The sequence below is a fragment of the Micromonospora sp. LZ37 genome (assembly GCF_059359015.1).
Map to the genome: position 1 here is coordinate 42,539 of NZ_JCADBL010000002.1, position 25,183 is coordinate 67,721.

17 protein-coding genes are annotated in these 25,183 nt (G+C 71.6%); 2 read left to right on the plus strand and 15 right to left on the minus strand.

Annotation, left to right across the window (positions count from 1 at the left end):
- The first annotated feature begins 128 nt into the window (after window positions 1-128).
- Together AC5L3Z_RS04320 and AC5L3Z_RS04325 are read left to right on the plus strand one after the other, a co-directional pair.
- A complete protein-coding gene (locus tag AC5L3Z_RS04320) occupies window positions 129-1,283 on the plus strand; it encodes an epoxide hydrolase family protein (protein WP_494839676.1) in 1,155 nt (384 codons plus the stop codon).
- Between the two features lie 41 nt (window positions 1,284-1,324).
- Window positions 1,325-2,554, plus strand: a complete 1,230-nt coding sequence (locus tag AC5L3Z_RS04325) for a cytochrome P450 family protein (RefSeq protein ID WP_494839678.1) — start codon at window positions 1,325-1,327, stop codon at window positions 2,552-2,554.
- 131 nt (window positions 2,555-2,685) lie between these two features.
- On the opposite strand, the gene AC5L3Z_RS04330 is transcribed toward AC5L3Z_RS04325, so the two are convergent.
- The 15 genes from AC5L3Z_RS04330 to AC5L3Z_RS04400 form a co-directional block, all read right to left on the minus strand.
- Entirely contained in the window at window positions 2,686-4,044 is a 1,359-nt protein-coding gene (locus AC5L3Z_RS04330; protein ID WP_494839680.1) for an FAD-dependent oxidoreductase, read from the minus strand.
- Window positions 4,045-4,147: 103 nt separating this feature from the next.
- Complete coding sequence (locus AC5L3Z_RS04335) at window positions 4,148-5,752, minus strand: GMC family oxidoreductase (RefSeq protein ID WP_494839682.1); 1,605 nt, start codon at window positions 5,750-5,752, stop codon at window positions 4,148-4,150.
- The gene (locus AC5L3Z_RS04340; protein ID WP_494839684.1) at window positions 5,749-7,116 is read right to left on the minus strand and encodes an aminotransferase family protein; all 1,368 of its coding nucleotides are present in this window, start codon (window positions 7,114-7,116) and stop codon (window positions 5,749-5,751) included. The genes AC5L3Z_RS04335 and AC5L3Z_RS04340 overlap by 4 nt, the downstream gene beginning before the upstream one ends.
- A 102-nt stretch (window positions 7,117-7,218) precedes the next feature.
- Window positions 7,219-8,019, minus strand: a complete 801-nt coding sequence (locus tag AC5L3Z_RS04345) for a helix-turn-helix domain-containing protein (protein ID WP_494839686.1) — start codon at window positions 8,017-8,019, stop codon at window positions 7,219-7,221.
- A 346-nt stretch (window positions 8,020-8,365) separates the two neighbouring features.
- Window positions 8,366-9,013, minus strand: coding sequence for a MerR family transcriptional regulator (locus AC5L3Z_RS04350; RefSeq protein WP_494839688.1), 648 nt, complete (start codon window positions 9,011-9,013; stop codon window positions 8,366-8,368).
- Window positions 9,014-9,153: 140 nt separating this feature from the next.
- A complete protein-coding gene (locus AC5L3Z_RS04355) occupies window positions 9,154-9,969 on the minus strand; it encodes a TIGR03084 family metal-binding protein (RefSeq protein WP_494839689.1) in 816 nt (271 codons plus the stop codon).
- Window positions 9,970-10,099: 130 nt separating this feature from the next.
- Complete coding sequence (locus AC5L3Z_RS04360) at window positions 10,100-11,458, minus strand: cation:proton antiporter (protein WP_494839691.1); 1,359 nt, start codon at window positions 11,456-11,458, stop codon at window positions 10,100-10,102.
- 208 nt (window positions 11,459-11,666) lie between these two features.
- Window positions 11,667-12,602: a hypothetical protein gene (locus AC5L3Z_RS04365; protein ID WP_494839693.1), complete on the minus strand. Its 936-nt coding sequence runs from the start codon at window positions 12,600-12,602 to the stop codon at window positions 11,667-11,669.
- 78 nt (window positions 12,603-12,680) lie between these two features.
- Window positions 12,681-13,679: an enediyne biosynthesis protein gene (locus AC5L3Z_RS04370; protein ID WP_494839695.1), complete on the minus strand. Its 999-nt coding sequence runs from the start codon at window positions 13,677-13,679 to the stop codon at window positions 12,681-12,683.
- 5 nt (window positions 13,680-13,684) lie between these two features.
- Window positions 13,685-15,649 carry a CRTAC1 family protein gene (locus tag AC5L3Z_RS04375; RefSeq protein ID WP_494839697.1) on the minus strand — a complete coding sequence of 655 codons (1,965 nt, stop codon included), beginning with the start codon at window positions 15,647-15,649 and terminating at the stop codon, window positions 13,685-13,687.
- A 263-nt stretch (window positions 15,650-15,912) separates the two neighbouring features.
- Complete coding sequence (locus AC5L3Z_RS04380; protein ID WP_494839699.1) at window positions 15,913-17,289, minus strand: cytochrome P450; 1,377 nt, start codon at window positions 17,287-17,289, stop codon at window positions 15,913-15,915.
- The gene (locus AC5L3Z_RS04385; RefSeq protein ID WP_494839701.1) at window positions 17,286-17,831 is read right to left on the minus strand and encodes a flavin reductase family protein; all 546 of its coding nucleotides are present in this window, start codon (window positions 17,829-17,831) and stop codon (window positions 17,286-17,288) included. Before AC5L3Z_RS04385 ends, AC5L3Z_RS04380 begins: the two co-directional genes overlap by 4 nt.
- A 25-nt stretch (window positions 17,832-17,856) precedes the next feature.
- Window positions 17,857-18,297, minus strand: a complete 441-nt coding sequence (locus AC5L3Z_RS04390) for an acyl-CoA thioesterase (protein WP_494839702.1) — start codon at window positions 18,295-18,297, stop codon at window positions 17,857-17,859.
- On the minus strand, window positions 18,294-24,110 hold the full coding sequence (locus AC5L3Z_RS04395) for a type I polyketide synthase (RefSeq protein ID WP_494839704.1): 5,817 nt from the start codon (window positions 24,108-24,110) through the stop codon (window positions 18,294-18,296). The genes AC5L3Z_RS04390 and AC5L3Z_RS04395 overlap by 4 nt, the downstream gene beginning before the upstream one ends.
- Window positions 24,111-24,116: 6 nt before the next feature.
- Entirely contained in the window at window positions 24,117-25,088 is a 972-nt protein-coding gene (locus AC5L3Z_RS04400) for a DUF1702 family protein (RefSeq protein WP_494839705.1), read from the minus strand.
- Window positions 25,089-25,183 lie beyond the last annotated feature (95 nt).

Sequence of the window (25,183 nt, forward strand, 5' to 3'; positions counted from 1 at the left end):
CGCTGCTTCGGGCAAGAAGAGAGAGGCGTCCCGGGCCGGCGGTACCGCAACCTGGAGGCCTGTCGCTCCGGGCGGCGCATGCGCATGGACCGCATCCGCCGACGGACCCGAACCGGGCGGAGTAAGCCATGGAACCGTTCAAGATCGACATTCCGCAGGCCGATGTTGAGGACCTGCACCGACGCCTTACCGCCACCCGATGGCCGCAGGAGCTGCCCGGCGTCGGCTGGAAGCGGGGCGTGCCGCTGGGCTACCTGCGCGAGCTCGCCGATTACTGGCGCGACGAGTACGACTGGCGCTCGGCCGAGGCGGAGCTCAACCAGATCCCGCAATACACCACAGAGATCGACGGCGCGACCATCCACTTCCTGCATGTGCGGTCGCCGGAGCCGGACGCGACGCCGCTGCTGCTCACGCACGGCTGGCCCGGCTCGGTGGCGGAGTTCCTTGACGTCATCGGCCCGCTCAGCGATCCCCGCGCGCACGGCGGCACGGCGGCCGACGCGTTCCACCTGGTGATCCCGTCGATCCCCGGCTACGGCTTCTCGCAGCCGCTGGCCGAGACCGGCTGGGACGTGCCGCGGATCGCGGCGGCGTGGGCCGAGCTGATGCGCCGGCTCGGCTACGAGCGCTACGGCACGCAGGGCGGTGACGCCGGCTCGGTGATCTCGCTCGAGGTCGCCCGGACGGATCCGGACCACGTCATCGGTGCCCACGTCAACATGCTCATGACCTTCCCGTCGGGCGACCCGGCCGAGCTCGCCGACCTGAGCGAGACCGACCAGGCCCGGCTGGGCAAGCTGGCCCGGTTCGACGCGGAGCTGTCCGGCTACATGAAGGTGATGGCGACGCGGCCGCAGACCATCGCCTACGGGCTCAACGACTCCCCCGCCGGGCTGCTCGCCTGGATCGTGGAGAAGTTCGGCGAGTGGACCGACTCCGGCGGCGTGCCCGAGGACGCGGTGAACCGCGACCGGATGCTCACGATCGTCTCGATCTACTGGTTCACCCAGTCCGCCGGCCCGTCGGCCCACTTCTACTACGAGGGTGCCGAGGGCGTGCGCCAGGCCGCGGCCGGGGTGCAGCCCCCGCCGATCACGAGGCCGGTCGGTGTCGCGGTGTTCCCGCACGACATCTTCGTCCCGCTACGCCGGCTCGCCGACCGAGACCTCCCGACGCTGTCGCACTGGACCGAGTTCGACCTCGGCGGCCACTTCGCCGCGCTCGAGCAGCCGGCGTTGCTCACCGACGACGTCCGGTCGTTCTTCCGCGGGCTCGCCTAGCCCGCAACGTCCCTTTCGCCCGACCGATTGGAAGATCTCAGATGCAGATGCGCTGCCCTGTAGCCCTGGATCCGACGGGGAGCAACATTCATGGCGAGGCCGCCACCCTGCGCGAGCAGGGCCCGGCGACCCAGGTGGAACTGCCGGGCGGCGTCATCGCCTGGTCCCTCAACCGCCACGACGTCATCAAGAGCGTCCTGACCGATCCGCGGGTGACGAAGAGTGCCCGCAACCACTGGCCGGCGTTCATCAACGGCCAGATCCCGCCGGACTGGCAGATGATCAGCTGGGTCGCCATGGACAACATGGTCACCGCCTACGGCAAGGACCACGTCCGGTTGCGCCGGCTCGTCGGCAAGGCGTTCACGCCGCGGCGGACGGAGGCGATCCGGCCGCGTATCGAGGAGCTGACCCGTCAGCTCCTCGACGCGCTCGCCACGGTGCCGGCCGGTGAGGTGGTCGACCTGCGGGAGCGCTTCGCCTACCCGCTGCCGGCCCGCCTGGTCGCCGACCTCATCGGCATGACGGAAGAGGCCCGGGCTGAGACCGCCAAGGTCATCGACATGATGGTCGACACCACCGTGACCCCGGAGCAGGCCCAGGCCGTGCTGGCCGGCTGGCGGGGCGCGATGGCCGAGCTCATCGCGACCAAGCGCCGGCAGCCGGGTGAGGACATCACCAGCGACCTGATCGCGTCGCGGGACGAGGACGGGTCGCGGCTGAGCGAGCAGGAGCTGACCGACACCATCTTCGCGATCCTCGGCGCGGGGTCGGAGACCACGATCAACTTCTTCGACAATGCGATCACCGCCCTGCTCACCCACCCCGACCAGCTGGAGCTGGTGACGTCCGGCAAGGTCTCGTGGGACGACGTGATCGACGAGACGCTGCGGGTGGAGTCGCCGCTGGCGCACCTGCCGCTGCGGTACGCGGTGACGGACATCGAGCTGGACGGGGTCACCATCCCGCAGGGGGACCCGATCCTCGTCAACTACGCCGCGGTGGGCCGTGACCCGGCCCTGCACGGTGCCGACGCCGATCGCTTCGACATCACCCGGGCGGACAAGGCGCACCTCTCGTTCGGGCACGGCCCGCACTACTGCCTCGGCGCCGGCATCGCCCGGCTCGTCGCGACCATCGGCCTGTCCAGCCTGTTCGAGCGGTTCCCGGACCTGCAGCTGGCCGGCCCCGCCGCGGACCTCCTGCCGCTGCCGACGTTCATCATGAACGGCCACCGCACCCTGCCGGTGCGGCTGACGGCCGCCGCCTGACGCGTCCTACGTCCGACCCTTGCGACTCAGGGCCAGTGCCTCAGGCACTGGCCCTGATCGCTGTCATCGACCCGCTCACACATGGAAAGGGGCCCCGCTACCGCGGGGCCCCTTCGCCGATGATCGATCGGTTATGCGGCGGCGCCGGCCGGCGTGCCCGGCCGGGGCGGCGTGCCGTGCTTCAGCACGCGGTAGACGGTGTCCGGGCTCATGAGCTCCGTCGGCGGGTCCACCAGGCCGGCCACCCGCATGAAGGTTCGGGTCACCATGCCGTCGCGGGTCGCGGCGGACTGCAGCAGCGCCATGTAGGCGTTCATCATCTGCACCTCGGGCGGGCGCGGCCCCTCCACCTCCGGGAAGCCGAGGTCACCGCCGGCCGAGACCTGCCAGGGCACCTCGATGACGGCGGCGATGTCCCGCAGGAACGCCAGCGGCTCCGGCAGGCCCTTGCGCAGGTGCTCGCTGAGCACGACCGCCTCCTGGGCGGCGACCGTCATGCCCTGCCCGTACACGGGATTGAAGCTGCACGCCGCGTCCCCCAGCACCAGCAGCCCGCCGGGGAACTCCTCGAGCAGGTCGTACCGGCGGCGGACACTGGCCGGGTAGGTGAAGGACACCGGGTCGTCGAGCGGCTCGGCGTCCTTGATCACGTCGTACACGTCCGGTACCGGCAGCGAGCGCACCCACTCGAGGAAGCCCTCGGGGTCGGTCGGAGCGGCGTCGCCGAGCACGCCGGTGAGCGACAGGATCGACCGGCCGTCCTGCACGCGGGAGAAGAAGGCGCCGCGCGGGTGCGACGGCGAGGAGACGGGGTTGATGGACAGGTCGCCGTCGAGGATCGACTCGTCGGGCAGCCGGTAGTGCCGGGTCGTGTAGGTCAGGTCGATCTTGATGCGCTCCTCGGCGGGCCGCGGGAAGCCGAGCTCCTCGAGCCACACCGGCGTCCGCGAGCCGCGCCCGGTGGCGTCGACGACGAGGTCGGCGTCCACCGTCTCCTCGGTGCTGCCGTCGGTGCGCCGCTGGATCCGGGCACCGGTCACCCGCCGGCCGCCGGGCTCGGCCCGCAGCCCGACAATGTCGCACTCCTCGACGAAGGTGACGTTGGGCAGGGCCGCCACGCGCGCCCGCACGTGGCTCTCCAGCACGGGCCGGTCGGCGGACACACACACCAGGCCAGTGCTCTTCGGCCGCAGCCGCTGCCCGTTGAAGAACCAGCGCAGCTCGCCGAGGTCGCCGGTCGGGATCCCGGCGGCGATCGCCTCGGCGGTGAAGCCGGGGAACAGCTCGTCCAGGATCTGCTGTCCCCGCGCGAGCAGGCCGTGCGTGTGCCGCCCCTGCGGCACGCCGCGCCGGGCCTCGGTCACCCCCGTCAGCCGGTCGCGGTCGACGATCACCACCTCGGCGAACGCGTCGGCCAGCACCCTGGCCGCGAGCAGCCCCGCCATACTGCCGCCGAGCACCAGGGCCCGCTTTCCCACCTGGCTGTTCATCGCACTCATCTCCATCCGGGCCGGATTGGTCGTTTCCTTGGCTGTGTCGCATCTGACGCACTTCATCGCGGCCGGCGGCCCTTGCGCCGCCGGCCGCGCGGGCTCAGGCGCCGGCCGCCGCCAGCGCCGGCACGTTCCCGCGGATCAGGTCCACCGCCCGCTCGGCGATGGCGATGATCGGCGCGTTCGGGTTGCCGCGGACGATGGCCGGCATGACCGACGCGTCCACGACCCGCAAGCCCTCGACGCCGCGGACCCGCAGGTCTCCGTCGACGACCGCGCCCATCGCACAGGTCCCCGCCGGATGGAACAGCGTGTGGGTGTTGCGGCGGGCATAGGCGCGCAGGTCGGCGTCGGAGTCCGACGCGGGCCCCTGCCACCGGGTCTGGGTAAACGGCGCCAGCGCGGACTGGCGTGCGATCTCCAGTCCGATCCGCAGGCCGGCCACCATCGTGTCCAGGTCCGCCTCGTCGGCGAGGTAGTTGTGTCTGATGTGCGGTTTGGTGGCCGGGTCCGCGCCGACGAGCCCGACGCTGCCGCGACTGCGCGGCGCCAGCACGCACGGTGCCATGGAGAAGGCGTGCCCGCCCACGTCGGCCGGGCGGTTGCCGGCCAGGCCGGCGGCGACCGCGTGGAACTGCACGTCGGGGTACGGGCCGCGGCCGGTCCGGACGAAGCCGCCCGCCTCCGGTCCGTTGGACGCCAACGGACCGGTTCGGTCCCGCTCGTACTGGCGAGCGTGGCGCGGCTCGGCGCCGATCGCCAGACTCACCGGCAGCTCGTGCGTGAACACCAGCCAGCACTGCGGGTGGTCCTGCAGGTTCTGCCCGACCATCGGCAGGTCCGCCACCACCGGGATGCCGATCGCGCGCAGGTGGTCGGCCGATCCGACGCCGGACAGCATCAGCAGCTGCGGGGAGTTGTAGGCGCCCGCGGCGAGGACGACCTCGCGAGCGGCCCGGATCGTGACCCGCTCGCCGCCGCGGCGCGCCACGACCCCGGCGGCCCGGCCGTCCTCGAACGACACCCGCTCGACCAGCACGCCGGTCTCGACGGTCAGGTTCGGCCGGGCGAGCGCCGGATGCAGGTAGGCGGTCGCGGCGCTGCAGCGTTCGCCGTTGCGCCCGGTGATCTGGTAGAAGCCGAAGCCCTCCTGGACGGGCCCACAGAAGTCCCGGTTGGCCGGGAAGCCCGTGGCGGTCGCGGCCTCCACGAACGCGGACGTGGCGGGGCTGCGGTACCAGCTGTCGGTGACGCCCAGCGGGCCGCCGACACCGTGGTGATCGTCCTCGCCGCGGGAGTTGTCCTCGGCGCGCTTAAAGTACGGCAACAGGTCGCGGTAGGTCCAGCCGGGAAGGCCCCAGCCGTCGTAGTCGGCGGGGTTGCCGCGGGTGTAGACCATCCCGTTCAGCACGCTCGTGCCGCCGAGGACCTTGCCCCGGGGCAGGTAAATCCGGCGGCCGCCGCAGAACGGCTCCTCGGCGGTGTCGTAGTCCCAGTCGTACTCCGTCTGCTGGAGCATGGCGGCGCGGCTGGGTACGCGCATGCGCGCATCGTTGTCCGGCGGGCCCGCCTCGACAAGGCAGACCCGGACGTCGGGGTCCTCGCTCAGCCGTCCGGCGACGACGCATCCACCGGAGCCGGCCCCGACCACCACGTAGTCGTACGTCGTGTCCCCGTCCAGCAACCGATCGATGCCGGCGCTCACAGTGGCGCCAGCCGGCCGTCGCCATCCAGTCTGGACAGCACCTCAACAATGGCCGCCGCGATCCGGTCGGCCTCGTGCTTGTCCAGCACGAGGGGCGGGGACAGCACGAGCGTTGGGCCGTAGTCGCGCACGATGACGCCGTGCACGCGCCGGATGTGGGCGGCCGCACCGCCCGCCATCAGCGGCGCCTTGGTGTCCTGGTCGGTCACCAGCTCGATGCCGACGGTCGCGCCGGCGATCCGGATGTCGCCGACCACGGGCAGCTGCGCCGCCGGCGCCAGGGCCGTGCGGAACCACTCGCCGATCAGCCGGGAGCGGGCGAGCAGGTCCTCGTCCTCGATGATCTCGAGGTTCTTGTGCGCCACGGCGCACGCGACCGGGTGACCGAAGTAGGTGAAGCCGTGGAAGAACGACTGGCTGGTCACCTCCTCGCCGATGGCGTCGGACAGCAGCACGGCGCCAAGCGGCACGTACCCGCTGGTGAGCCCCTTGGCGGTGACGATGATGTCCGGCGCCATGCCGCGCTCGGCCGAGTCGAACCAGGCACCGGTCCGGCCGTAGGCGGTGACGACCTCGTCGGCGATCAGCAGGATGCCGTGCCGGCTGAGCAACTCCCGCACCCGGGGCCAGTAGTCGGCTGGCGGGACCAGGATGCCGCCTCCTCCGCCCATCACCGGCTCGCCGATCATCGCCGCGACGCGCTGCGGCCCGATCCGCTCGATCGTGTGCGCCAGCTCGTCGATGAGGAAGTCGGTCGGGTCCTGGCCGCCGTAGAGCGCGGCCGCCCGGTACAGGGCCGGCGCACTGACCTTCTCGATGTGCGGCAGCGCCGGGCCGACCTCGGCCTGCATCGGCGGCAGGCCCGTGATGGTGCCGCTGCCGTAGGTGGAGCCGTGGTAGCCGAAGTGTCGGCCGATGATCCAGTTCCGATCCGGCTGGCCCCGCCGGTGGTGGTATAGGCGCGCGGCCTTCACCGCCGTCTCGACGCCCTCCGAGCCGCCGGAGGTGAAGAAGACACGGTTGAGGCCGGTGGGCGCGAGCTCGGCCAGCCGCGCGGCCAGCAGCACCGCCTTATCGTTGGTGAAGACGTCCCAGCCGGTGAAGTAGGCGAGGTCGCTCATCTGCTGGGCGGCCACCTCGACCAGTTCACGACGGCCGTGGCCGACCTGCGCCAGCCAGTTCGCCGAGCCGGACGCATCGAGGTACTTGTTGCCCTCGGCGTCCCAGACCGTGCAACCCTGGCCGCGCACGATGACACAGCGCTCGGTTCGGGCAGCCTGCTGGTGCGGATGGATGAGGTGGCGGAGGTCGAGCTCACGCAGCTGAACCGCCGACGGTTTCTGCAGCTCGGGCAGGATGGTCACAGGGCTGCTCCTAGTACGCAAGTCGCGGGAGGGTCTGCTCAGAGGAGCATCGCGGCGCCGTGCTCGCCGCGTCATCTCATGGCGTGCGAGCCGGCGGCGGCGTCAAGCCGCGTACCGCAGCAGTCGGGCGTATGGCCGGCTGCGCGTGGCGACCATCGCGGTCCGCAGGTCCGGCAGGGCGAGCAGCAGCGGCGGGTCGAATACCCGCGCGGGCCGCAGCCGCGCGTGCACGACGGCCTCTGCCTGCGGGTCCATCCGCAGCGGGCCGACGCTGGCCACGAGCGGAACCGGCGCCCCGGACTCGTCGACGCTGTGCATGTCGCCGATTCGACGCGGGATGCCCTGGCACAGCAGGAACCAGTCGCCGGGCGGGACCTTGTCGATGATGAAGCGGCCAGGGCCCCGCACGATTGTGCAGCGCACCGGTTTGCCCTCGGGCACCCGGCTGGGGAATAGGCCGATGAAGGCGACGTCGATGTCCGCCGACGGGCGCACGGACAGCGTTCCGGAGACGACGCCGTCGGGCGCTGCGGCGCGCTCGCCGAGCGCGTTGAGCTCGACGAGGTTGCTCACGCCCCGGGACCGGCGGTACTCCGTCGGCGCAAGCCCCACGCTGCGGGTGAAGCGGGTGCTGAACGTCCCAACGCTGTTGTATCCGACGTGGACGCTGATGTCCGCCACGTTCATCGACGTGGTGAGCAGGAGATCCTTCGCCCGCTGCAGCCGCATGGCGGAGAGGAACCGGCCCGGCGACACCCCGGTGACCCGTTGGAAGACTCGCGTGAAATGAAACTTGCTGAATATCGCGGCACGGGCCATGTCGTCGACCGTCAGTTCTTCCCCTATATTCTCCCGCATCATGTCGAGTGAACGCCGAACGGCTTGTTCGAAATGATTTTCCACGGCTCCCCCAAGAACAAATGGTCGCGCTTTGTCGTTTCCAGGCAGCAGCGTCCACCGCCGCAATACCGACGGACGCGTGCAACAGATCGGTGTCATAACCCCTGTTCACGGCCTACCAGGGGTGGTGGTCGTTAAGAGATCTGAACTGGATACAGCAGCTATCGTGTCAACGCGATCACTGACCGGCATCTCAGAAATTGCGATCAGGCCGCCTCCTCGCCACACGTGTCGGCGGCCGGCCGCGGGGGCAACCGTGAATGCATTCCGGAGCGTAATCGGGCCGCCGCTGGCCGTCCACCGGCGCCGACCTGCACGGGCGGTGCCTGAAAGCCCGGCCAACCGGCGCTCAGGAGGCGGCGGAGGTCCGCCGTGATGCACGGACCGTGAGGTGATGCTCCACGGCGAGACGCCGCAGCGCGTCGAACGCCGCATCGAGGGTCACCAGACGCGTGATCACGGTCATCCGGTCGGACGGCTGGGCGGTCCACGGGGCGGGGTCAGCGGGTAGCAGCTCCAGCAGCCGGGAGCCGAGCTGCTCGGCGGTGCCCGCCAGAGCGTCGAGTTCGGTGCTGTCGAGCATTGCGGCAGCCTGCGCGAGCAGGTCCCGCTGCGACCCATGGAGTCCGACGCGCCAGCCACAGCGTTCGAGCAGTGCGTTGACGTGGGCGTGCGCGGCCGGCGGGGCCGCCGGCTTGGTCGTGGCCGGCCGGGCGTCGCGGGCCCGGCCGAGGACGGCGTACAGCTCCACCGCGGCGACCTCGGGGTCGTCCAGGGCCCGCAGGACCTCGCGCACGGCGGCGATGCTGAGATGCCCCATCCCGGTCAGCACACGAATCAGCCGCAGCCGGACCAGATGGGAGGGTCCGTAGACCGCCTGGTTCGGCGCGGTCGGCAGGCCCCGTGGCAGCAGGTGCTCGCGCAGGTAGAACTTGATCGTCGGCACCGGCACGCCGCTGCGCGAACTGAGCTCCGACATGCGCATCGCACTGGACATGCGCCCTCCTCATCCTGCGCGGCGGCCGGCGGGCGGGCCGCGCGCCGCGTTCGAGCGGTACAAGACGGAATACGCCGGACGCGCCGGCCAATGCTGGCCGGCGCGTCCCGCCGGGCGACCGGCCAGGCGGCAGCGAGTCGTCAGACCGGCTGCCGGGACGTCGCGAACTGGCCGGGGGCTCGGCCCTTGCCGGCCGGGCCGCGATAGGCCTGGGCCAGCTCGAGCCACGCCTGCGCGTCCGGACCGGTGGCGACGAGGCCGAGGTCAGCGTGGTGGCGGCGGCGGCTAGCGAGCAGGCAGAGGTCGACGGCGGGGCCGGTGATCATCTGGGTGGCGTCGGCCGGGCCGAACACCCACTGCGCGCCGGACGGTGCGGTGATCTCGAAACGGAACTGTTCCGCCGGCGGCGTGAGGTCGTTGGACTGGTACCCGAAGTCCCACGTGTGCACGACGAAGCCGACGATCCGCTTGATCCGGTCGGTGTGCATCCGCTCGACGCCGAGCGCGTCGGCGATGTCTTGGCCGTGCGCGAACATCTCCGTCATGCCGGCCGCGCACAGCACGGGAGCCGGGATCGGCCGAACGAGCCACGGGACTAGCGTGCCGTCGGGTAACGCAGCCAGCGCCGCCACTCCGGCGTCGCGCTCGGCCCGCCACCGGGCCACCAGGGCCTCCCGTGACAGGGCGAGGTACTCGTCCAGGGCCGCGTTGACGGCCTTGTCGAACGCGCCGAAGCCGGTGCCGATGCGCTGGGTCAAGCCCTTGAACGCCTCCGGGTTGCCTGCCGCCAATCCGGCGATGCGGAAGACGAACGCGAGGTGCCCGACCTGGTGGGCGACGGTCCAGCCCTCGGCGGGCGTCGGCAGCGTCCACTGCGACTCGTCGAGCCCGGCGATCATCCGGTCGATGTCCGCTGCATCGGCGACCAGGTCGGCAATCACGTCCTGTGCAGTCACGGTGCAACCTCCGGTCGATGGGGTGAGGAACGGTTCCGTTGTGTGCCTTCAGCTTGCTGCGATTCGCCGCCCGTGTCGTCTCCGCGTGTGCCGAGCGACGCGGCCGACAGCGGCGGCGCGCCCGGGGCATTTATCCCGGCCGCAGGCCAGGCTCGTCCGCGGCGGCCGCGCCGAGCCCGGGCCGGGCCAGGCCGCGCCACGTGTCGTGGTCGATCTCCCGCAGCCGTTCGTCGTCGGTGGCCGCAATCCGCCGCATGGACAGGCGCAGCAGCGGCGGCGCGAGCACTGAGGTGGCGATGGCCACCAGGACGATCACCGTGTACCCGGCGACGTCGAGCACCTTCAGGCGCAGGCCGGTCAGCGCCACGATCACCTCGATGACCCCGCGGGCGTTCAGCCCGGCGCCGAGGGCCAACGCCTCCCAGCGGCTCAGCCGGCGCAGCCGGGCACCGAGGTACGCTCCGGAGAACTTGCCTACCACCGCCACTACCAGCACCACCACTGCGGTCAGCGCCACCGCCGGGCTGGCCAGCGCCGTGAGGTCCATGCGCAACCCGGCCGTCGCCATGAAGATCGGGGCGAGCACCCCGAAGACCACCGTGCGCAGCCCGGCCAGCTTCGGCTGCGCCGCGCGGCTGCCGGCGATCAGGATGCCGGCCATGAACGCTCCGAAGACCGGCTCCATGCCCAGCGCTTGCGTGGTCGCGGCCCCGAGCAGGATGAGGATGACGGCCGACGCGACCGCGGATGAGTCGCCGGGCCGCCCGGCTGCGACCCGCATCACCGTGCGCACCAGCAGTCGGCCGAGCGTGGCCGCGACGGCGATGAAGCCGACGAGGTACAGCACCGACACCATCACGACGCCCGCACTCACCCCGATCGTCGCCGCGGCCGCGACCACCGACAGCATCAGCCAGCCGAGGGCGTCGTCGACGACCGCCGCGGCGAGCGTGAGCTGCCCGATGTTGCGGTGCAGCAGGCGCATGTCCGTCAGCGTCTTCGCGATGACCGGTATCGCCGACACGCACATCGCGACACCGAGGAAGAGCGCGAACACCGCCCGGTTGCCCGGGCCGCCCGGCACGGCGGGCATCGGCAGCACGAACCCGACGGCGACGCCCGCCGCGAACGGGACCAGCAGGCCGCTCAGGCTCACGGTCAGGGTCGTGGCCCGCTGGCGCCGCAGTAGGCCGAGGTCCAGGTGCGTGCCGGTGACGCCGACCAGCAGCAGGACGCCGATCTGGCCCACCGCGTCAACGAGGTGCAACTGCTCCGCAGCACCGGTGAACAGCCGTTCGGTGACCCCCGGCGCGAGGTGCCCCAGCACCGACGGCCCGATGAGCACGCCTGCGGTGAGCTCACCGACCACGGCCGGCATCCGCAGCCGCTCGGCGAGCGCGCCGAGCAGCCGAGCGGTCAGCAGCAGCAGGCCGATGCCGACGAGGAACCACAGCAGGTGCTGCGGGGCGAGGGGTGCGGGGATCGTCATGACATGCTCCTTCCGGTGGTGCCGACAGCGACGGACCGGCCGGCGGAGGTGGGCGGTACCTCGATCGACGAGCGGATCTGCACCAATTGTTCGGCGCGGGCCGCTTGGTGATATCTCCCGCTGTGCGCTGCTGGTTCGCCGCCGCGGCGTCCGAAACGCGGCGCGCCCCGGCGCCGCGACGGCTCCGGGGCACGCGGGGCGGGTCGAGTCAGGCGTTGTACCACATGGTCGGGAACCATCCGATGCCGAACATCGCCGGCAGGCGCACGTCCCAGTAGACGATGTTGAACACGCCGAGGGCGAGCAGCAGGCTGCCCGTCACCACCGCCGTTCGCCGGGGACTGGCCGTCAGCCAGGCCAGGAACTTGCCCCGGGTGATCACCACGACGATCGCGAAGATCGTCGCGACGAACACGATGTTGCCCAAGGACTGCAGCACGAACGCGAGCGCGCCGAACAGGGGATTCTCCTGCTCCGCCGCATAGTGGAAGAGCTTGTTGAACAGCGGGTACGGCCGGCCGATCAGGAAGCCGCCGACGAGGCCGCCGAGGACGACGACCCGGGCGACCGGCCGGTCGCGAAACACGTCTGGCAGTACGCCGAGTGCGGCGAGGCCCAGGTAGACCAGGGCGAGGCCGATGAGGCCGAAGACGACGGAGGACTGCACGAGCCGGACCGGCACGTCGCCGACCTTGTCTGTGGACAGCTGGGGCAGCCGTTCGCCGAGCAGCACGCCGACGAAGCCGTAGGTCGCGGACACCACGACCATGCCAAGCGCGAGCCAGACCAGCGGGCGCAGCAGTTGGCGCAGAGCGCCATAATGACCCGCGCCGGCCTGGGCCAGCGGGCCGACGGAGGCTGCCATGGCGATGTTACAGGCGGTGAACGTCCCCGCGAGACCGGACACGAAGGCGAACACCAGCCCGGCGGTGGAGCCGGCGATGGCGGTGCCTTTCGCGTCGTGGCCCAGCAGGGTGTTGGCGACGCTGTCGCCGATGACCGAGTCGACGAACTCGAACGACCAGAGCACCGACAGGGCGATCCCCGCCAGGACGCTCAACAGCACGACCCGGCCGTTGCGGCCGGCTCGTCCGTGCAGGTGCGGGGCCGGCGTCACGCCGCGCCCCATCCGGGTGGTTGCCATGGCGCCTCCAGGATGGTTGGACAAGGAACCGCGGCCGGCACCGGGACGCCGTTGTCCCGGTGCCGGCCGAGCACTGCCTCACGTGGCGAGCGCGGCCGTCCGGCGCTCGCGCAACCACTTCGCCCACCAGAACAGCCCGCGCGCGGCGCAGACGATGGTGACGGCGAAGAACAGCGTGTAGACCACATTGGCCAGCAGCAGCGCGCCGTAGACGAACGCGACGCTGGAGCCGAACATGAACTGCGCCTTGCCCGACGTCGGGGTGGTCCCCGGGTCGGTGATCATGTAGTTGGTGAACAGGATGAACGCGACACCGGTCATCGGGCCGAGCGCCGCCCACAGCGCGACGTCCCACACGAAGTGCCGGATCAGGGCCTGGATGACGAAGGCACCGACCCAGCCCACGATCAGCGGGACCCGCTTGGTCAGAAGCGAGTTGAGAATGGTGCCGGCGGTAAGGATGACGGTCGGTACCACGACCCGGATCACGTCCGGCACATGCTCGGTGAATTGGTAGGGCGGCGCCACGTTGACCCAGCCGAACAACAGCAGCGTGACCGTGATGCCGAAGTTCGACGGGTTCATGAAGTGCCGCAGCCGGCCCTTGATCGGGGCCCGCAGCAGAACCTTCTGCCCGACGGCGACAACGACCGCGAAGGCGATCGGCCAGTAGATGTCGTTGGCGTACAGCAGCATGTTCGCGGCCAGCGCGGTGATGTGCGCCGGGAGCAGGAACGTGTACACACCCCAGCCGCCGTGCCCGGAGTAGCCGGGCGCCCGCCGCTCGGCCCGCGCGGCGATCCACTCCACGACGAGTTCCGTCGAGTAGCCGATGGCGAGGGAGAAGATTGGCCACGTCCAGGGCTGTTCGAAGCCGAGCACGGTGTAGCCCAGGATGTTGAAGACGCTCATCGAGATCGCGAAGTTGCGCAGGGCGAGGTAGCGGGGGTCCCGGCGGTCGACGCGCGGTGGCGCCGCGAAGCCGGTGGCGGTGGCCGGTTTCGGGGCCGCCGCGGTCGCGACCGCGGCGGCCGGTGCCTCGGCCGGCGTCGTGATGCGGGGCTGCACGTCGGTCACGACGGCTACACCTCCTGGGCTTGCGTGGTCAACATAAGGTCGTGCCGGCCCGGGCTCAGACGGAGCGTCTGCTTGTGCATGGCCCCGGTGTTGTCGAGCCAGCACACCTCGGCCGAGACCGGCTTGCCGCCGTTGGCGCCGAGCCCGAAATGCTGCTCGAAACCGCGCTTGCCGGAGTGCCCGCCGCCGCCGTCGAGCTGCGACACCTGGGTGTGGCCGTCCGCGGTGGTGACGCGCACCTGAGCGCCGTAGGCAGGCGCGCCGGGCAGGCCGCCGGCGGCGGTGCCGGCGACGGTCGGCCGGTACAGGTTGAGGGTGAGGTACTCGCCCTGGCCGCTCTTGGTGTTGCGGTAGAACGACGGGGCGCCCCACTGCCGGGCGATGGCGAAGTCCTCGGCTCCGTCACCGTCAACGTCGGCGATCGCGACGCCGCGGCTCGGGATGTCCGAGGTCATGCCCAGCTCAGGGGCGACATTGACGTAACGGCCGTTGGACTCCTTGACCCAGAACGCGAACGGCTGAGAACCGGCGATGTCGTCGCCGACCTTCGCGTTGGGCCACATCGTCGGCTCCCGCAGCATGAGGTCGTTGGTCATCGCCAGCTCCTGCAGCCATGACCAGCGGTTGATGGTGCCGCGCACGAAGCCTGCGGCCTGCACCAGCGACAGCCGGCCGCTGTTGTCAAAGTCGGCGGCCTTGGCGTCCCAGCCCCAGCCGACCCAGGCGATGTTCGCCGAGGCGGCTTTGTTCTCGAACGGCGCGCGGCCGTCCTTGAGCATCGCGGCAGCCCGCTCCGGGCTCTTCGCGGTGTTCTCGTAGTAGAGGTTGCTCTCCTCCAGACCCCAACTGGTCGTGATGTTGCTGATGAACATGTCGAGTTGCCCGTCACCGGACAGGTCGTTGAACTCCATCGACATGCCCTTGAAGGAGTCGTGCCCGACGACCAGCGACTTCGGCGTGAACGCGTCCCGCTCTCCCTCGACGAGGGTGAATTTGATCTGGCCCGGCGTGGAAATGTTGCGGAAGAACCGGTCCCGCCCGAAGTCGTTGGCCAGGTACAGCTCAGGCAGCAGGTTGCCGTCGAGGTCGGCGGAGCCCGCGCCGAGCGTCCAGCCGGTCGCCGCCGACGGCGGGAGCGCCTTCTGCTCCACGTACGTGACGGACGGCTCGGCGCCGCCGGTGGCCGCCTCCCAGTGCAGCATGTGCGCACCGCCGGCGTTCTCGGCCCGCGACATCGAGTGGTTCATCTGCACGTTCGGGTCGCCCTGCGGGTCGAGCACCTGCGTGTCGGGGAAGTAGTTGAACACGCCGATGTCCACGTGGCCGTCGCCGTCGAAGTCGGCGATCGACACGGCGTTGGTGTTCCACAGCGCCCCGCCGTAGCCACCGGCCCGGGTGGCCGACTGGGCGACGAGCTCCGTCGGGTGGAACGCCGCCATGTCCAGCGCGGTAGCGCCGGTTTTGTGCATGTACAGCACGGGCGTGCGGCCCCAGTAGTAGACGAGCAGGTCGGTCCAGCCGTCACCGTTGAAGTCGCCGGGGGCACAGCCCATCGGCGCCATCGTGGGGCCGGTCGGCAACGGGGCCGGGTTGAGCACGAACGGCGCGTAGGTCGCCCCGCCCTGCGGTGCCGGCGTGACAATCGCCGAGTCGCTGCGGGTGTCCACCAGGCAGAGGTCGTTGGACCGGCCGTCACTGTCGATGTCGTTGACGGCGATGGAGGCACCGACCGAGGAAATCCAAGCACGGATGTGCTCGTACTTCGGGTTCACCTGCCGCACCGTGTTCTGCGGCAGGCCGGGCGGCAGGGCGATCGGCAGCTCGCTGAACGCGAACCGGCTGGCGAGCGCGCTGCGGGTGGCCGCTGACGCTTCGGGCAGCCGAGCCACCACGTACAGCGCGGTGATGAGCACCAGGACGAAGGCGCCTGGGATGAGCCGGCGCAGGGCTCCGACAGGATGCGATGACACAGTTCTCCCTCGAGGTCGACGGCATGTGACCCGCGGCCGAACGGCCGGACACCTGTCAAATTGACCGGCGGAGACATCGCGGGCTGGTCGAGAACAATCGCCAGGTCGGCCCCGTTCATCGATCCTCCGTTATCGTTGCGAAGGCCTGCGGCAAATGCTTCTCGGCATGTGCTCAACCCGGCCCTGCATTTGCCATCGGTGCACAATGCCGGATGCCCGCCGGGCACACGCTGCGGCGAGCATCCATGGTGGACCGACCTGGCTCAGCCGAGCGGCGTCACCGTCATCGGCAGGCCGCCGCGGATCCGCAGCGACAGCATCGGCTCGGGGACCACGCGGTAGCCGGGCACCTTGTCCAGCCGCAGGTCCCGGGTGAGCAGGGCCAGTACGAAGACCGCCTCCATCATGCCGAGGTGGTTGCCGACGCAGAACCGTGGACCGGCACCGAACGGGATGTAGGCGTACCGGGGGCGCTCGGCCGTGCCAGCCGGGCGCTGCGGGTCGAACCGCTCGGGGTCGAACCGCTCCGGGTCGGGCCAGTAGTCCGGGTGCCGGTGCAACGTGAACGGTGACACGAGCACGTCGGCCCCGGCCGGCACCCGATAGCCACCGACGGCGTCGGCGCCCAGCGCCTTGCGCGGCAGGAGCCACACCGGCGGGTACAGCCGCATGACCTCCTCCACCACCATCGTGGTGTACCGCAGGCCGTGCAGGTCCTCGAAGGTCGGCAGCCGGTCGCCGAGCACCGCCACCGCCTCGTCGTGCAACCGGCGGCGCACGTCCGGGTGCTCGCCGATGAGGTACAGCGCCCAGCTCAGCGTGCTGGCCGTGGTCTCGTGCCCGGCGAGCAGCAGCGTGACGAGCTCGTCGCGCAGCCGATCGCGGCGCACCGCCGAGTCCGTTTCGGCGTCCGCCGAGACGATCAGGCGGGACAGCACGTCGTCGCGATCGCCGGTGCGCGCGCGACGGCCGGCGACGAGCTCATTGACGACGGCCTCCAGCTTCCGGCGGGCCCGGCGGAAGCGCCGCTGCCGGGGCAGCGGAACCCAGGTCGGCACCGCGCTGAGCGTCTCCAGCTCAAACATCGCCTGGTCCTGCACGGCGGCGAACGCGTCGCCGATGCCCGCGAACCGGCCGAGGTCGGCGTCCAGCAGCGTCCGTCCGAGCACGCCGAGGGTCAGCGTGGTCATCTCCTCCGTGACGTTGACCGGACCGGCGCCGACCTGGCGGCGGAGCCGCTCGACCAGCTTGGCACCCTCTTCCGCCACCGCGCCGGCCTGCGCGGCGATCCGGCGGCTCTGGAACGCCGGCTGGATGACCTTGCGCTGCTTGCGCCACAGGTCACCCTCGCTGGTGAGCAAGCCGTCGCCGAGCGCCCGGCGGGCATGGACCAGGCCGATGCCCTTGTGATAGTTGCCGGCGTTGTCGGCAAGCACGTGCTTGGCGTGGTCGGGATGGTTGAAGAAGTACAGCGTCTTGTGCCCGACCGCGAGCCGGCACGCGTCGCCGTAGTCCCGCGCGGCGTCGGTCATCATGCCGATACGGTCGCGGGTCATCTTCACGAGCATGCCCATGGCGGTGATCCGCGGGCTGCTGGGCGGATCGAGCAGCGGCGGACGGGGCTGGTCGAGCGCCGTCACGTGGTCACCTCGGTCCGGTCCTGACGCAAGTGGTGGAACCGGCCGTACAAGAACAGCAGCGCCTCGTCGTCGACGGCCCGGCTCATCGACAGGATGCGGCCGATGAAGATGGTGTGGTCGCCGCCGTCGTAGGTGCGCCACACCTCGCACTCGAAGTACGCCAGGGCGCCGCGCAGCAGCGGCGCCCCGGTGTGCGGCGCCGCCATCCAGTCGACCGTGTCGAACTGCTCCCAGCCCAGCGGCCGGCGCTGGTCGGCGAAGTAGCGGGCCATGCCCTCCTGCTCCGAGGCGAGGACCGACACCGCGAAGGTGCCGGCTTCCTCCAGGGACGCATGCATGATGGCCTGCCGGCCGACGCAGATCGACACGAGTGGCGGGTCGAGCGACACCGGCGTGAACGAGTTGGCGGTCATGCCGTGCGCGGTCACACCGCCGACGGTCACCACGGTGACGCCGGTGGCGAACGCACCCAGGGCACGCCGCAGGGTCTTCGGATCGGTCGCCGCGTTGGGCGGCGACCCGGGCGGGACGTCCACGTGCACCTCCTGTTCGGGCCGGTCGGTCCGGCTAGACCCGGGCCGTCGACGTGTAGGGCTCGAGCGCCCGGGCCAGCGCCTCGGGGACCCGCGCTGGCACGGTTCTGGTGTTCGGGCCGCGCATGCACGCCACCCGCTGCCAGCCCCGGGCGACGAGGAGTTCCCCGCCGTCCTGGGCGACCCGTACGTAGTCGAAACTGAACTCGATCTGGGTCTGGGCCAGCTCCACCAGCCGCATCCTGATCGCCACGTCGTCGAAGGCGGTGATCTCGGCGAAGAACTCGCACCCGACCTTCAGCGTGAACAGCTTCAGGTCGGCCTGCAGGTCGGCGAGCACCTCGGGGGCCTCGTTCTTGAGGAAAAGCTCCCGGCAGCGGCCCTGCCAGCGCAGATAGTTGACGTAGTACACGTTGCCGACGAGGTTGGTCTCCTCGAAGCCGACGACGTGCCGGTATTCGAAGTACGGCTTCATTGCTGGGCTCCTCCGGTCAGCACCGCGAAGACGACGGGTTCGGTAATGCCGCGCACGCTCGTGGCGAAGGTCGCCACGTACCCCTCCCCGGTCGAGTACACGACCCAGCCGGGACGGTCCGTGGAGTGCAGGCTGACCGGGCCGAGCGTCGAGCGGCCCGCCTTCTGCAGGCACTCCATGACGGTCCACACCCGCGTCGCCGCGGAGTGCTGGTCCTCGCCGGACACGCCGCCGGTGACGGCCGCCAAGCCGGCGTGCACGCCGAGGAGCCCCTGCCAGTCCTCAGGGGTGCGGGCGACGATCGGTTCGACGTCGCAGCCGAGCACCCCGGCTGCGGCGGTACACAGGGTGAGGCCCGCGCCGTGCGCCGCGGAGACGGTCCGCGGGTCGTCGACCTCGGGCCGGCCGTCGGGCCGGTACCGTACGGCGACGGCGCGGCCGAAGACGCGCCCGGCAGCCACCGCGGTCCGCGTCCGCCGCTGCTGGACGTGGTCGCCGTCAGCGGCCGGTCCGTCGGGCTCGACGGCGACCGCCACCCGCGCCCCGGTCAGGTCCTCGATCGTGCGCTCCAGGTAGGAGCCCAGCAGCGGCGCCACCCACGGCCCAGCGCCGTCGAGCTTGCGCACGGCCCGCAGATGCAGGCCGTCCCAGCGCTCGACCACCCTGCCGTCATCGGCCCGCAGTGCGATGTCGTAGATGTAGAGGTCACCGTCGCGGCTGCGCTCCGTCGCGCAGTACCGCAGCCCGGTCATCGCAGTGAGCCGCTCCCCCGCGGGGTGGATGCGCTCCACCCCGGCCGGCAGCAGGGTCGCGTCCGGCACGCACACCTGGTTGCCGTGCATGAGCGCGTCGCGCACGCCGGGGTCGCCGAGCAGCAGGCGGTCCGGCAGGTACGCCGCGAACCACCGCGTGCCCGGGTCGGCCACCACGTCGGCGTCCACGTCGCGCGCCGCGACCCGGTGGTAGTCGCGCAGCCGCTGGAAGCGGGCGCCCTGGAACAGCACGCCGTCGTACAGCTCCGTCATCGGGTCGAGGCGAACCGCCGGCAGCCCGGCGGCGACCGGCACCGGCGGCCCGTCCGGGGCCACGCCCCGATTGAGGCGCAGCCGCGCCCTGAAGTGCTCGGCGGCGAACTGCGTCTCGGCGCTGCGGATGACCACTTCGACGGTGTCGTCGGTGGTGACCACCGCCGCGACCCGGATGACCGTGCTGCCGTCCGGTGGCACCACGATCGGCCGCAGGAACCGGACGTCCTCGATCACCGGGATCCCTGGGTGCCCGGTGACGGCCATGGTGACCTGCGCCATCGCCTCCATCCCGAAGACGGCGGGGAACAGCAGGTTGCCGTCGAGCCGGTGATCGGCGAGGTACAGGTCGGTGCCGGCGCTCAGTTCGACCTCGGTGACGAGCTCCACTCCGTGGTAGCGCACCAGCGGGCGCTCCGCGAAGCGCAGTAGCGGCAGTTCCGGCTTGTCGTACTGGACGGTGTCGATCCCCTGGGTGCGGCCGCTGATCACGACGACCGAAGGCGCCTCGGGGTCGGCCAGCAGCCGGCGCAGGATCGCGATGCCCTGATCCGGGGTGAGCGGGACGACGCCTTCGCGGGTCAGGGACTCCACGACCGACAGCCGCTCGCCCATGCCGACGCCGGACCACACGGACCACTCCATGCACAGCGTCCGGCAGTTCGGGAAGTCCCGGCCGGTCTGCACGGTGAGGTCGGCGAGCCACTCGTTGGCGGTGGCGTAGTGTGCCTCGCCGCGCAGCCCAGCCCGGCCGATGATGCTGCCGAGGGTCACCAGCAGCTTCAACCCCGAGGGGTCAACCGCGTCCAGGACGGCCCGCAGCCCGTCGACCTTCGGGGCGAACGTGCTGCGGAACGCCGCCATGTCGAGGTTGGCCACCGAGGCGGGCTCGTTGCGGCCGGCCCCGTGCAGTACGGCCGTGATCGGGCCGAGCTCCCGGGCCAGCTCCGCGATGGCCGAGCGGACCGCCGCCGCGTCGGTGACGTCGGCCTGGCAGTAGCGGACGTTGACGCCCTGCTCGGTCATGCGCCGCAGGTTGGCCGCCAGCTCGGCGTCCTGCGCCGGATCCGAGCGGCCGAGCAGTGCGAGCGACGCCCCGCTGTCGGTGGCCATCGCCAGCGCGCACTCGGCGGTGATGCCCTTGCCGCCCCCGGTCACCAGTAGCACATCGGTCCGGTCCAGCAGGGTGTGCGTGATCGCCGGCTCGACCGGCATCGCGCGCAGGGTGGGCACGCGCCGCACCCCGTCGGCGTCGTAGAGGGCCTCCGAGAAGCCGGTGGTCGCGGCGACCTCGCCGACGACCCAGTCGACCGCGTTGGCGACCGGTGGCACGTGCACGACCGTGGTGGTCAGGTGCGGCGCCTCTAGCCGGACCGTCTTGGCCACGCCGGCCGCGCCGCGACCGTGCTGCACGAGCACGAACCGCCCGGGGCCGTGGCCGGTTCCGCCGCCGGACACCGCGGCCTTGGCGCCGTCCAACGCGATCCGCAGCTGGTCCTGGGTGCACTGCTCGGGCAGGCAGACGAGCACACCGCTGCCGACCCCGGCGCGTTCCAGCGCCCGGCGTAGCGGCTCGGCGATCGGATGCTCCGGGCCGGCGTGCACCTCCCAGCGGCCGTCGTCCTGCCGCGCGGCCGGGGCGGACAGCGGTACCGCGTCGAGGTCGACCGACCACGCCCGGGCCCACGGCGCCGCACCGCTCACCTGGGTGACGGTCAGCGCGGCACCGTCGTGGGCGGTGAGGGCGAGCGCGTCGAGCGCCCCAGCCAGCTCATCGATGGTGGCCGTGGCGAGGTTCGTCGGCAGCTGCGCGGCCGGCAGGCCCATCTGCTGGGCGACCCCGTTGAGCACCCGACCCACCGTGATGGAGCTCAGGTGCAAGTCGTCCAGGAGCCGGCTGTCGGCGCGGACGAGCTCCACCGGCAGCTCGGCCCGCTCGGCGGCGATCCGCCGCAGCAGGTCGGTGGTGGACTCCGCCGCCGCGGGCTGCGCGTCGGTGGCCGGCGCCGCCGGCTCGGGCGGCTCGACGGCGGGCACCAGCCGCAGCGCGTCGCGGCCTACCGTGCGGACCTGCGGCGCCTGCTCGCACGGGCTGGCGAAGAACTTGAACGTCGCGCCGACCGTCACCGGCCGGACGAGCCGGCCGTGGAACAGGGCGCTGTCCACCGGCGCGGCGCCGACGACAAAGGCGGCGGCCACCGCGCGGAGCACCCCGGCGATCGACTCGTCGTCGGTGTTCAGGGCCACCGCAGGCATGTCGGTCGCCGCGGCCGCCAGCTCGCTCAGCACCCGCCCGGGCCCGACCTCGATGAACAGGTCGATCTCCTTGGCGGCCAGCTCGATCGCCTGGTTGAACAGCACCGGGTCGGTGATCTGGCGGTGCAGCAGCGCCGCGACGTCGGTGTCGCGGTGCAGCACGTCGCCGGTCACGGTGGAAATGATTCGCCGGCCGACCGGGGCGAAGTCCTCGTGGGCGAGGGCGGCGCCGAACGCGGCCGCGGCCGGGGCGACCAGCGGAGAGTGGAAGGCGTGGGAGACGCGCAGCATGGTCCACGGTGTGGCGGCGGCGTCCGCCCGCGCACCGGCGGCCTGGATCGCGTCCACCGGCCCGGCGACCACGGTCTGCGAGGGACCGTTGTAGCCGGCGATGACGACAGGCAGCCCGGCGACGAGCGCCTCGACGCTCTCCGGCGGGGCCGCGATCCCGGCCATCGTGCCCGAGGCGCTGTGCTGCGCCATCGTGCGTCCGCGCAGGGCGGCGATGCGCAGCAGGGCGGCCTCGTCCATGGCGCCAGCCCACTGCAACGCCGCGAGCTCGCCGAGGCTGTGTCCGACGGCGACGCTCGCCTCGATGCCGAGTGCGGACATGACCCGCAGTCCCGCCATCGAGCCGGTGACGATGCGCGGCTGGGCGACCTCGGTGGCCACGACGTCACCGGTGACCGGCAGCGCCGCGTCGACGTAGACCTCCTCGGCCTCGGCGAACCGGCGGCGCATGGCCCCGCCGGACACCCCCCGACCCGAGCCCTGACCCGGGAAGAGGAAGCCGACCTTGCCCGGCCTGCTGACGTGGCCGAGGAAGCTGTTGCCGTCACCGCCGAAGTGGCTGGTGCCGCCCTCGTCGAGGACCCGGCACAGCCCCGTCAGGCGCTGCACGGCTTGCTCGGGCGAGGACGCGATGACCGCGGCCCGGTAGGGCAGGTCCCGCAGCCCGCTGTGCAGCGTGACGGCGAGGTCGGCCAGCTGGGCGAAGGAGACGCCGGACACGAAGCGCCCGAGCTCGTCGAGCTTTTCCCGCAGCTCCTGCGGTGACACGGCGTCGGCCACCAGCAGCTCGGCGTCCTGCAGCGAGGAGGCCAGGGCCCAGGTGCGGCTGTTGAACGGCGCCCGGTGACGCGGCTCGGTGTTCTCGAGCACGACGTGGGTGTTGATCCCGCCGAAGCCCATGGCGGTGACGCCGACGCGCACCGGCATGTCCTTGGGCCATGCCTCCGCCTTGCGCAGCACCCGCAGCGCGGGTGCGTCCCCGCTGAGAACCTCGTGCGGGTCACGGGTGCCGATGGCCGGGGGCAGCACCTGGTGGTAGGCGGCCAGCGCGGCCTTGATGAGCCCGGCGATGCCGGCGGCGGCCTTCGTGTGGCCGATCATGCCCTTGATGGAGCCGATCACGGCCGGTGCCGCCGTCGGGTCCGCCTCGCGGCGGGCCGCCGACAGGGCGGTGAGCTCGGTGGCGTCGCCGACCTTCGTACCGGTGCCGTGCCCCTCGAACAGGGCGACGGTCTCGATGCCGAAGCCGGCCCGCTTGTACGCGCGGCGCAGGGCGAGCTGATAGCCGCCGGCCTCCGGCCGGGTGATGCCGCCCTTGCCGTCGGAGGAGATGCCCCAGCCGGCGATGGACGCGTAGATCCGGTGCCCGGCGGCCCGCGCCTCCGGCTCGCGCATCAGCACGATCATGCCGCAGCCCTCGCCGGGCCAGAACCCGTTGGAGCCGCGGTCGTAGACGCGCATCTCCCCGGTGGCGAGCGCACCCGTCTTGGCGAACCCGATGATCTCGAACGGGTCGATGGACAGGTCGACCCCGCCGGCCACCGCGACGTCGGCCTCACCGTCGACGAGCGCCTTGCAGGCGGTCGCCACGGACAGCAGCGAGGACGAGCAGGCGCCGTCGACGGTGTAGCCCCCGCCCTTGAGGTCGAAGTGGTTGCAGATGCGCCCGGCGATGGTGTTGGACAGTGCACCGGCGAGGGTGTCCTCGTCGATTTCCGGGAACGGCGACTTGTAGGCGTTCTCCAAATCCTGCAGGAAGCTCTGCATCTGGCCGTCGTCCCAGTCCTGGGCCTTGAGGGCGGCGCTGACCATGCGGCTCACGTACGGCCACCGCAGCCGCATCTGGTTCGCCCGGGCGAACTCGCCGGTGAGGCTGTTGCCGACGATGACCGCTGTGCGTTCCCGGGGCAGGCCCTCGGCCATCGGGAAGCCCGCGTCGGCCAGCGCGAGGGCGGCGACGTCCAGGGCCAGCCAGTGGGTCAGGTCGGTCGACCGGTATGTGCTGCCGGCGATCTTGTAGGCGACCCGGTCGAACTCGTAGTCCTCGATGACCGCCGCGAGGCGGGCGTAGAACCGGTCCTTGGCCTTGGGGTCGGCGTCGTAGTAGTCCTCGAGCCGCATGCGTTCGTCGGGCAGCCGGCGGAAGGCGCGGCGCCCAGCCAGCGCGTTCTCCCACAGCTCCCTCGGTGAGGTGGCGTCCGGATACCGGCACGCCATGCCCACCACCGCGAGTTTGGTCATGTCAGGTCACCTCTCCAAGCCCGCTGTGAGCGCCGCCTTGATGCGGAGCCGCCAGATCTCATATGCGGGAAGCTCGTCGTCAAACGGCAGCCCGACGAGCGCCTCGTCGGTCACCTTGGCCGCCGCGTCCGGGGTCTGCCCGCAGAGCACCCGGGTCGCGATCTCGTTGTGCGCGACGACCAGACCGGCCCGGACGCGGGCGGCGGCGGCGAAGGCCGAACCCTGCGCGACGTCGCAGGCGTAGGCGCCGGCGGCCTCCTTGAACCAGGCCAGCTCCGCCTCGTCACTGCCGCCGGCGTACGTGGCCGCCAGGCCTGCCCCGGCGTACAGGTCGCCGCGACGGCGCTCGTCGAAGCGCTCGAAGGTCGCCACGACGCGTCGGGGGTCGGTGCCGCACACGAACCAGGTGGCCCGCCCGACGCCCTGGTCGATGACGCGGTTGGCGTACCAGGCCGGGCCGTCCACCGGCCACGGGAACGTCTCGGCCTGGTAGCACTGCTCGACGTACTGCCGGGTCTTGAAGTACGCCTGATGGAAGCCGTAGCCGTCCAGCACCAGCCACCGCAGCAGCGGGTCCGGCGCGTGCAGCTTCGACCAGCGGAACCGCGGTACCCGCGCCATGGCCCAGCCGACGCCCACGTACGCCATGTAGACGTGGGCGTCGGCTGGGCCGGCGAGGAAATCCTCGACGTGGCGGGAACCGCCGACGGGCAGCCCGTCACGAACCGCGAACGCCATGGCGGCGCCCTCGTAGGCAAAGCCGCGGTAGGCGTGCGGGACGCCGTTGAGCCGCTCGTCGGCGTCCGAAGGGTGGACGACCTCGGCGGCGATGGCGTACCCGGTCAGGAAGTACCGTCCGACCGCCTCTAGCCGGTCGCGCGCCTCGGGGCTCTTCACGTGGAAGCCGCGCACGTCCATCCTGGTCTGCTTGATGTCGGGCGTCAGGATGCGCCGGCGAAGGGATTGGAACATCGTCATTCGGGCCCCCAGTCAGACGGATTCGACAAATTGTTGATGAGCAATGCCCGCCCGAGCGTCTCCGCGCTTGCGGTCTCCGAAATCGGATCGGTTCC

Coding starts and splice junctions, on each gene's coding strand:
- AC5L3Z_RS04360 (WP_494839691.1), bottom strand. CDS start 11,458: ATGACGATCCCCGCACCCCTCGCCCCGCAGCACCTGCTGTGGTTCCTC.
- AC5L3Z_RS04400 (WP_494839705.1), bottom strand. CDS start 25,088: ATGACGATGTTCCAATCCCTTCGCCGGCGCATCCTGACGCCCGACATC.
- AC5L3Z_RS04395 (WP_494839704.1), bottom strand. CDS start 24,110: ATGACCAAACTCGCGGTGGTGGGCATGGCGTGCCGGTATCCGGACGCC.
- AC5L3Z_RS04365 (WP_494839693.1), bottom strand. CDS start 12,602: ATGGCAACCACCCGGATGGGGCGCGGCGTGACGCCGGCCCCGCACCTG.
- AC5L3Z_RS04350 (WP_494839688.1), bottom strand. CDS start 9,013: ATGTCCAGTGCGATGCGCATGTCGGAGCTCAGTTCGCGCAGCGGCGTG.
- AC5L3Z_RS04330 (WP_494839680.1), bottom strand. CDS start 4,044: ATGAACAGCCAGGTGGGAAAGCGGGCCCTGGTGCTCGGCGGCAGTATG.
- AC5L3Z_RS04390 (WP_494839702.1), bottom strand. CDS start 18,297: ATGAAGCCGTACTTCGAATACCGGCACGTCGTCGGCTTCGAGGAGACC.
- AC5L3Z_RS04320 (WP_494839676.1), top strand. CDS start 129: ATGGAACCGTTCAAGATCGACATTCCGCAGGCCGATGTTGAGGACCTG.
- AC5L3Z_RS04325 (WP_494839678.1), top strand. CDS start 1,325: ATGCAGATGCGCTGCCCTGTAGCCCTGGATCCGACGGGGAGCAACATT.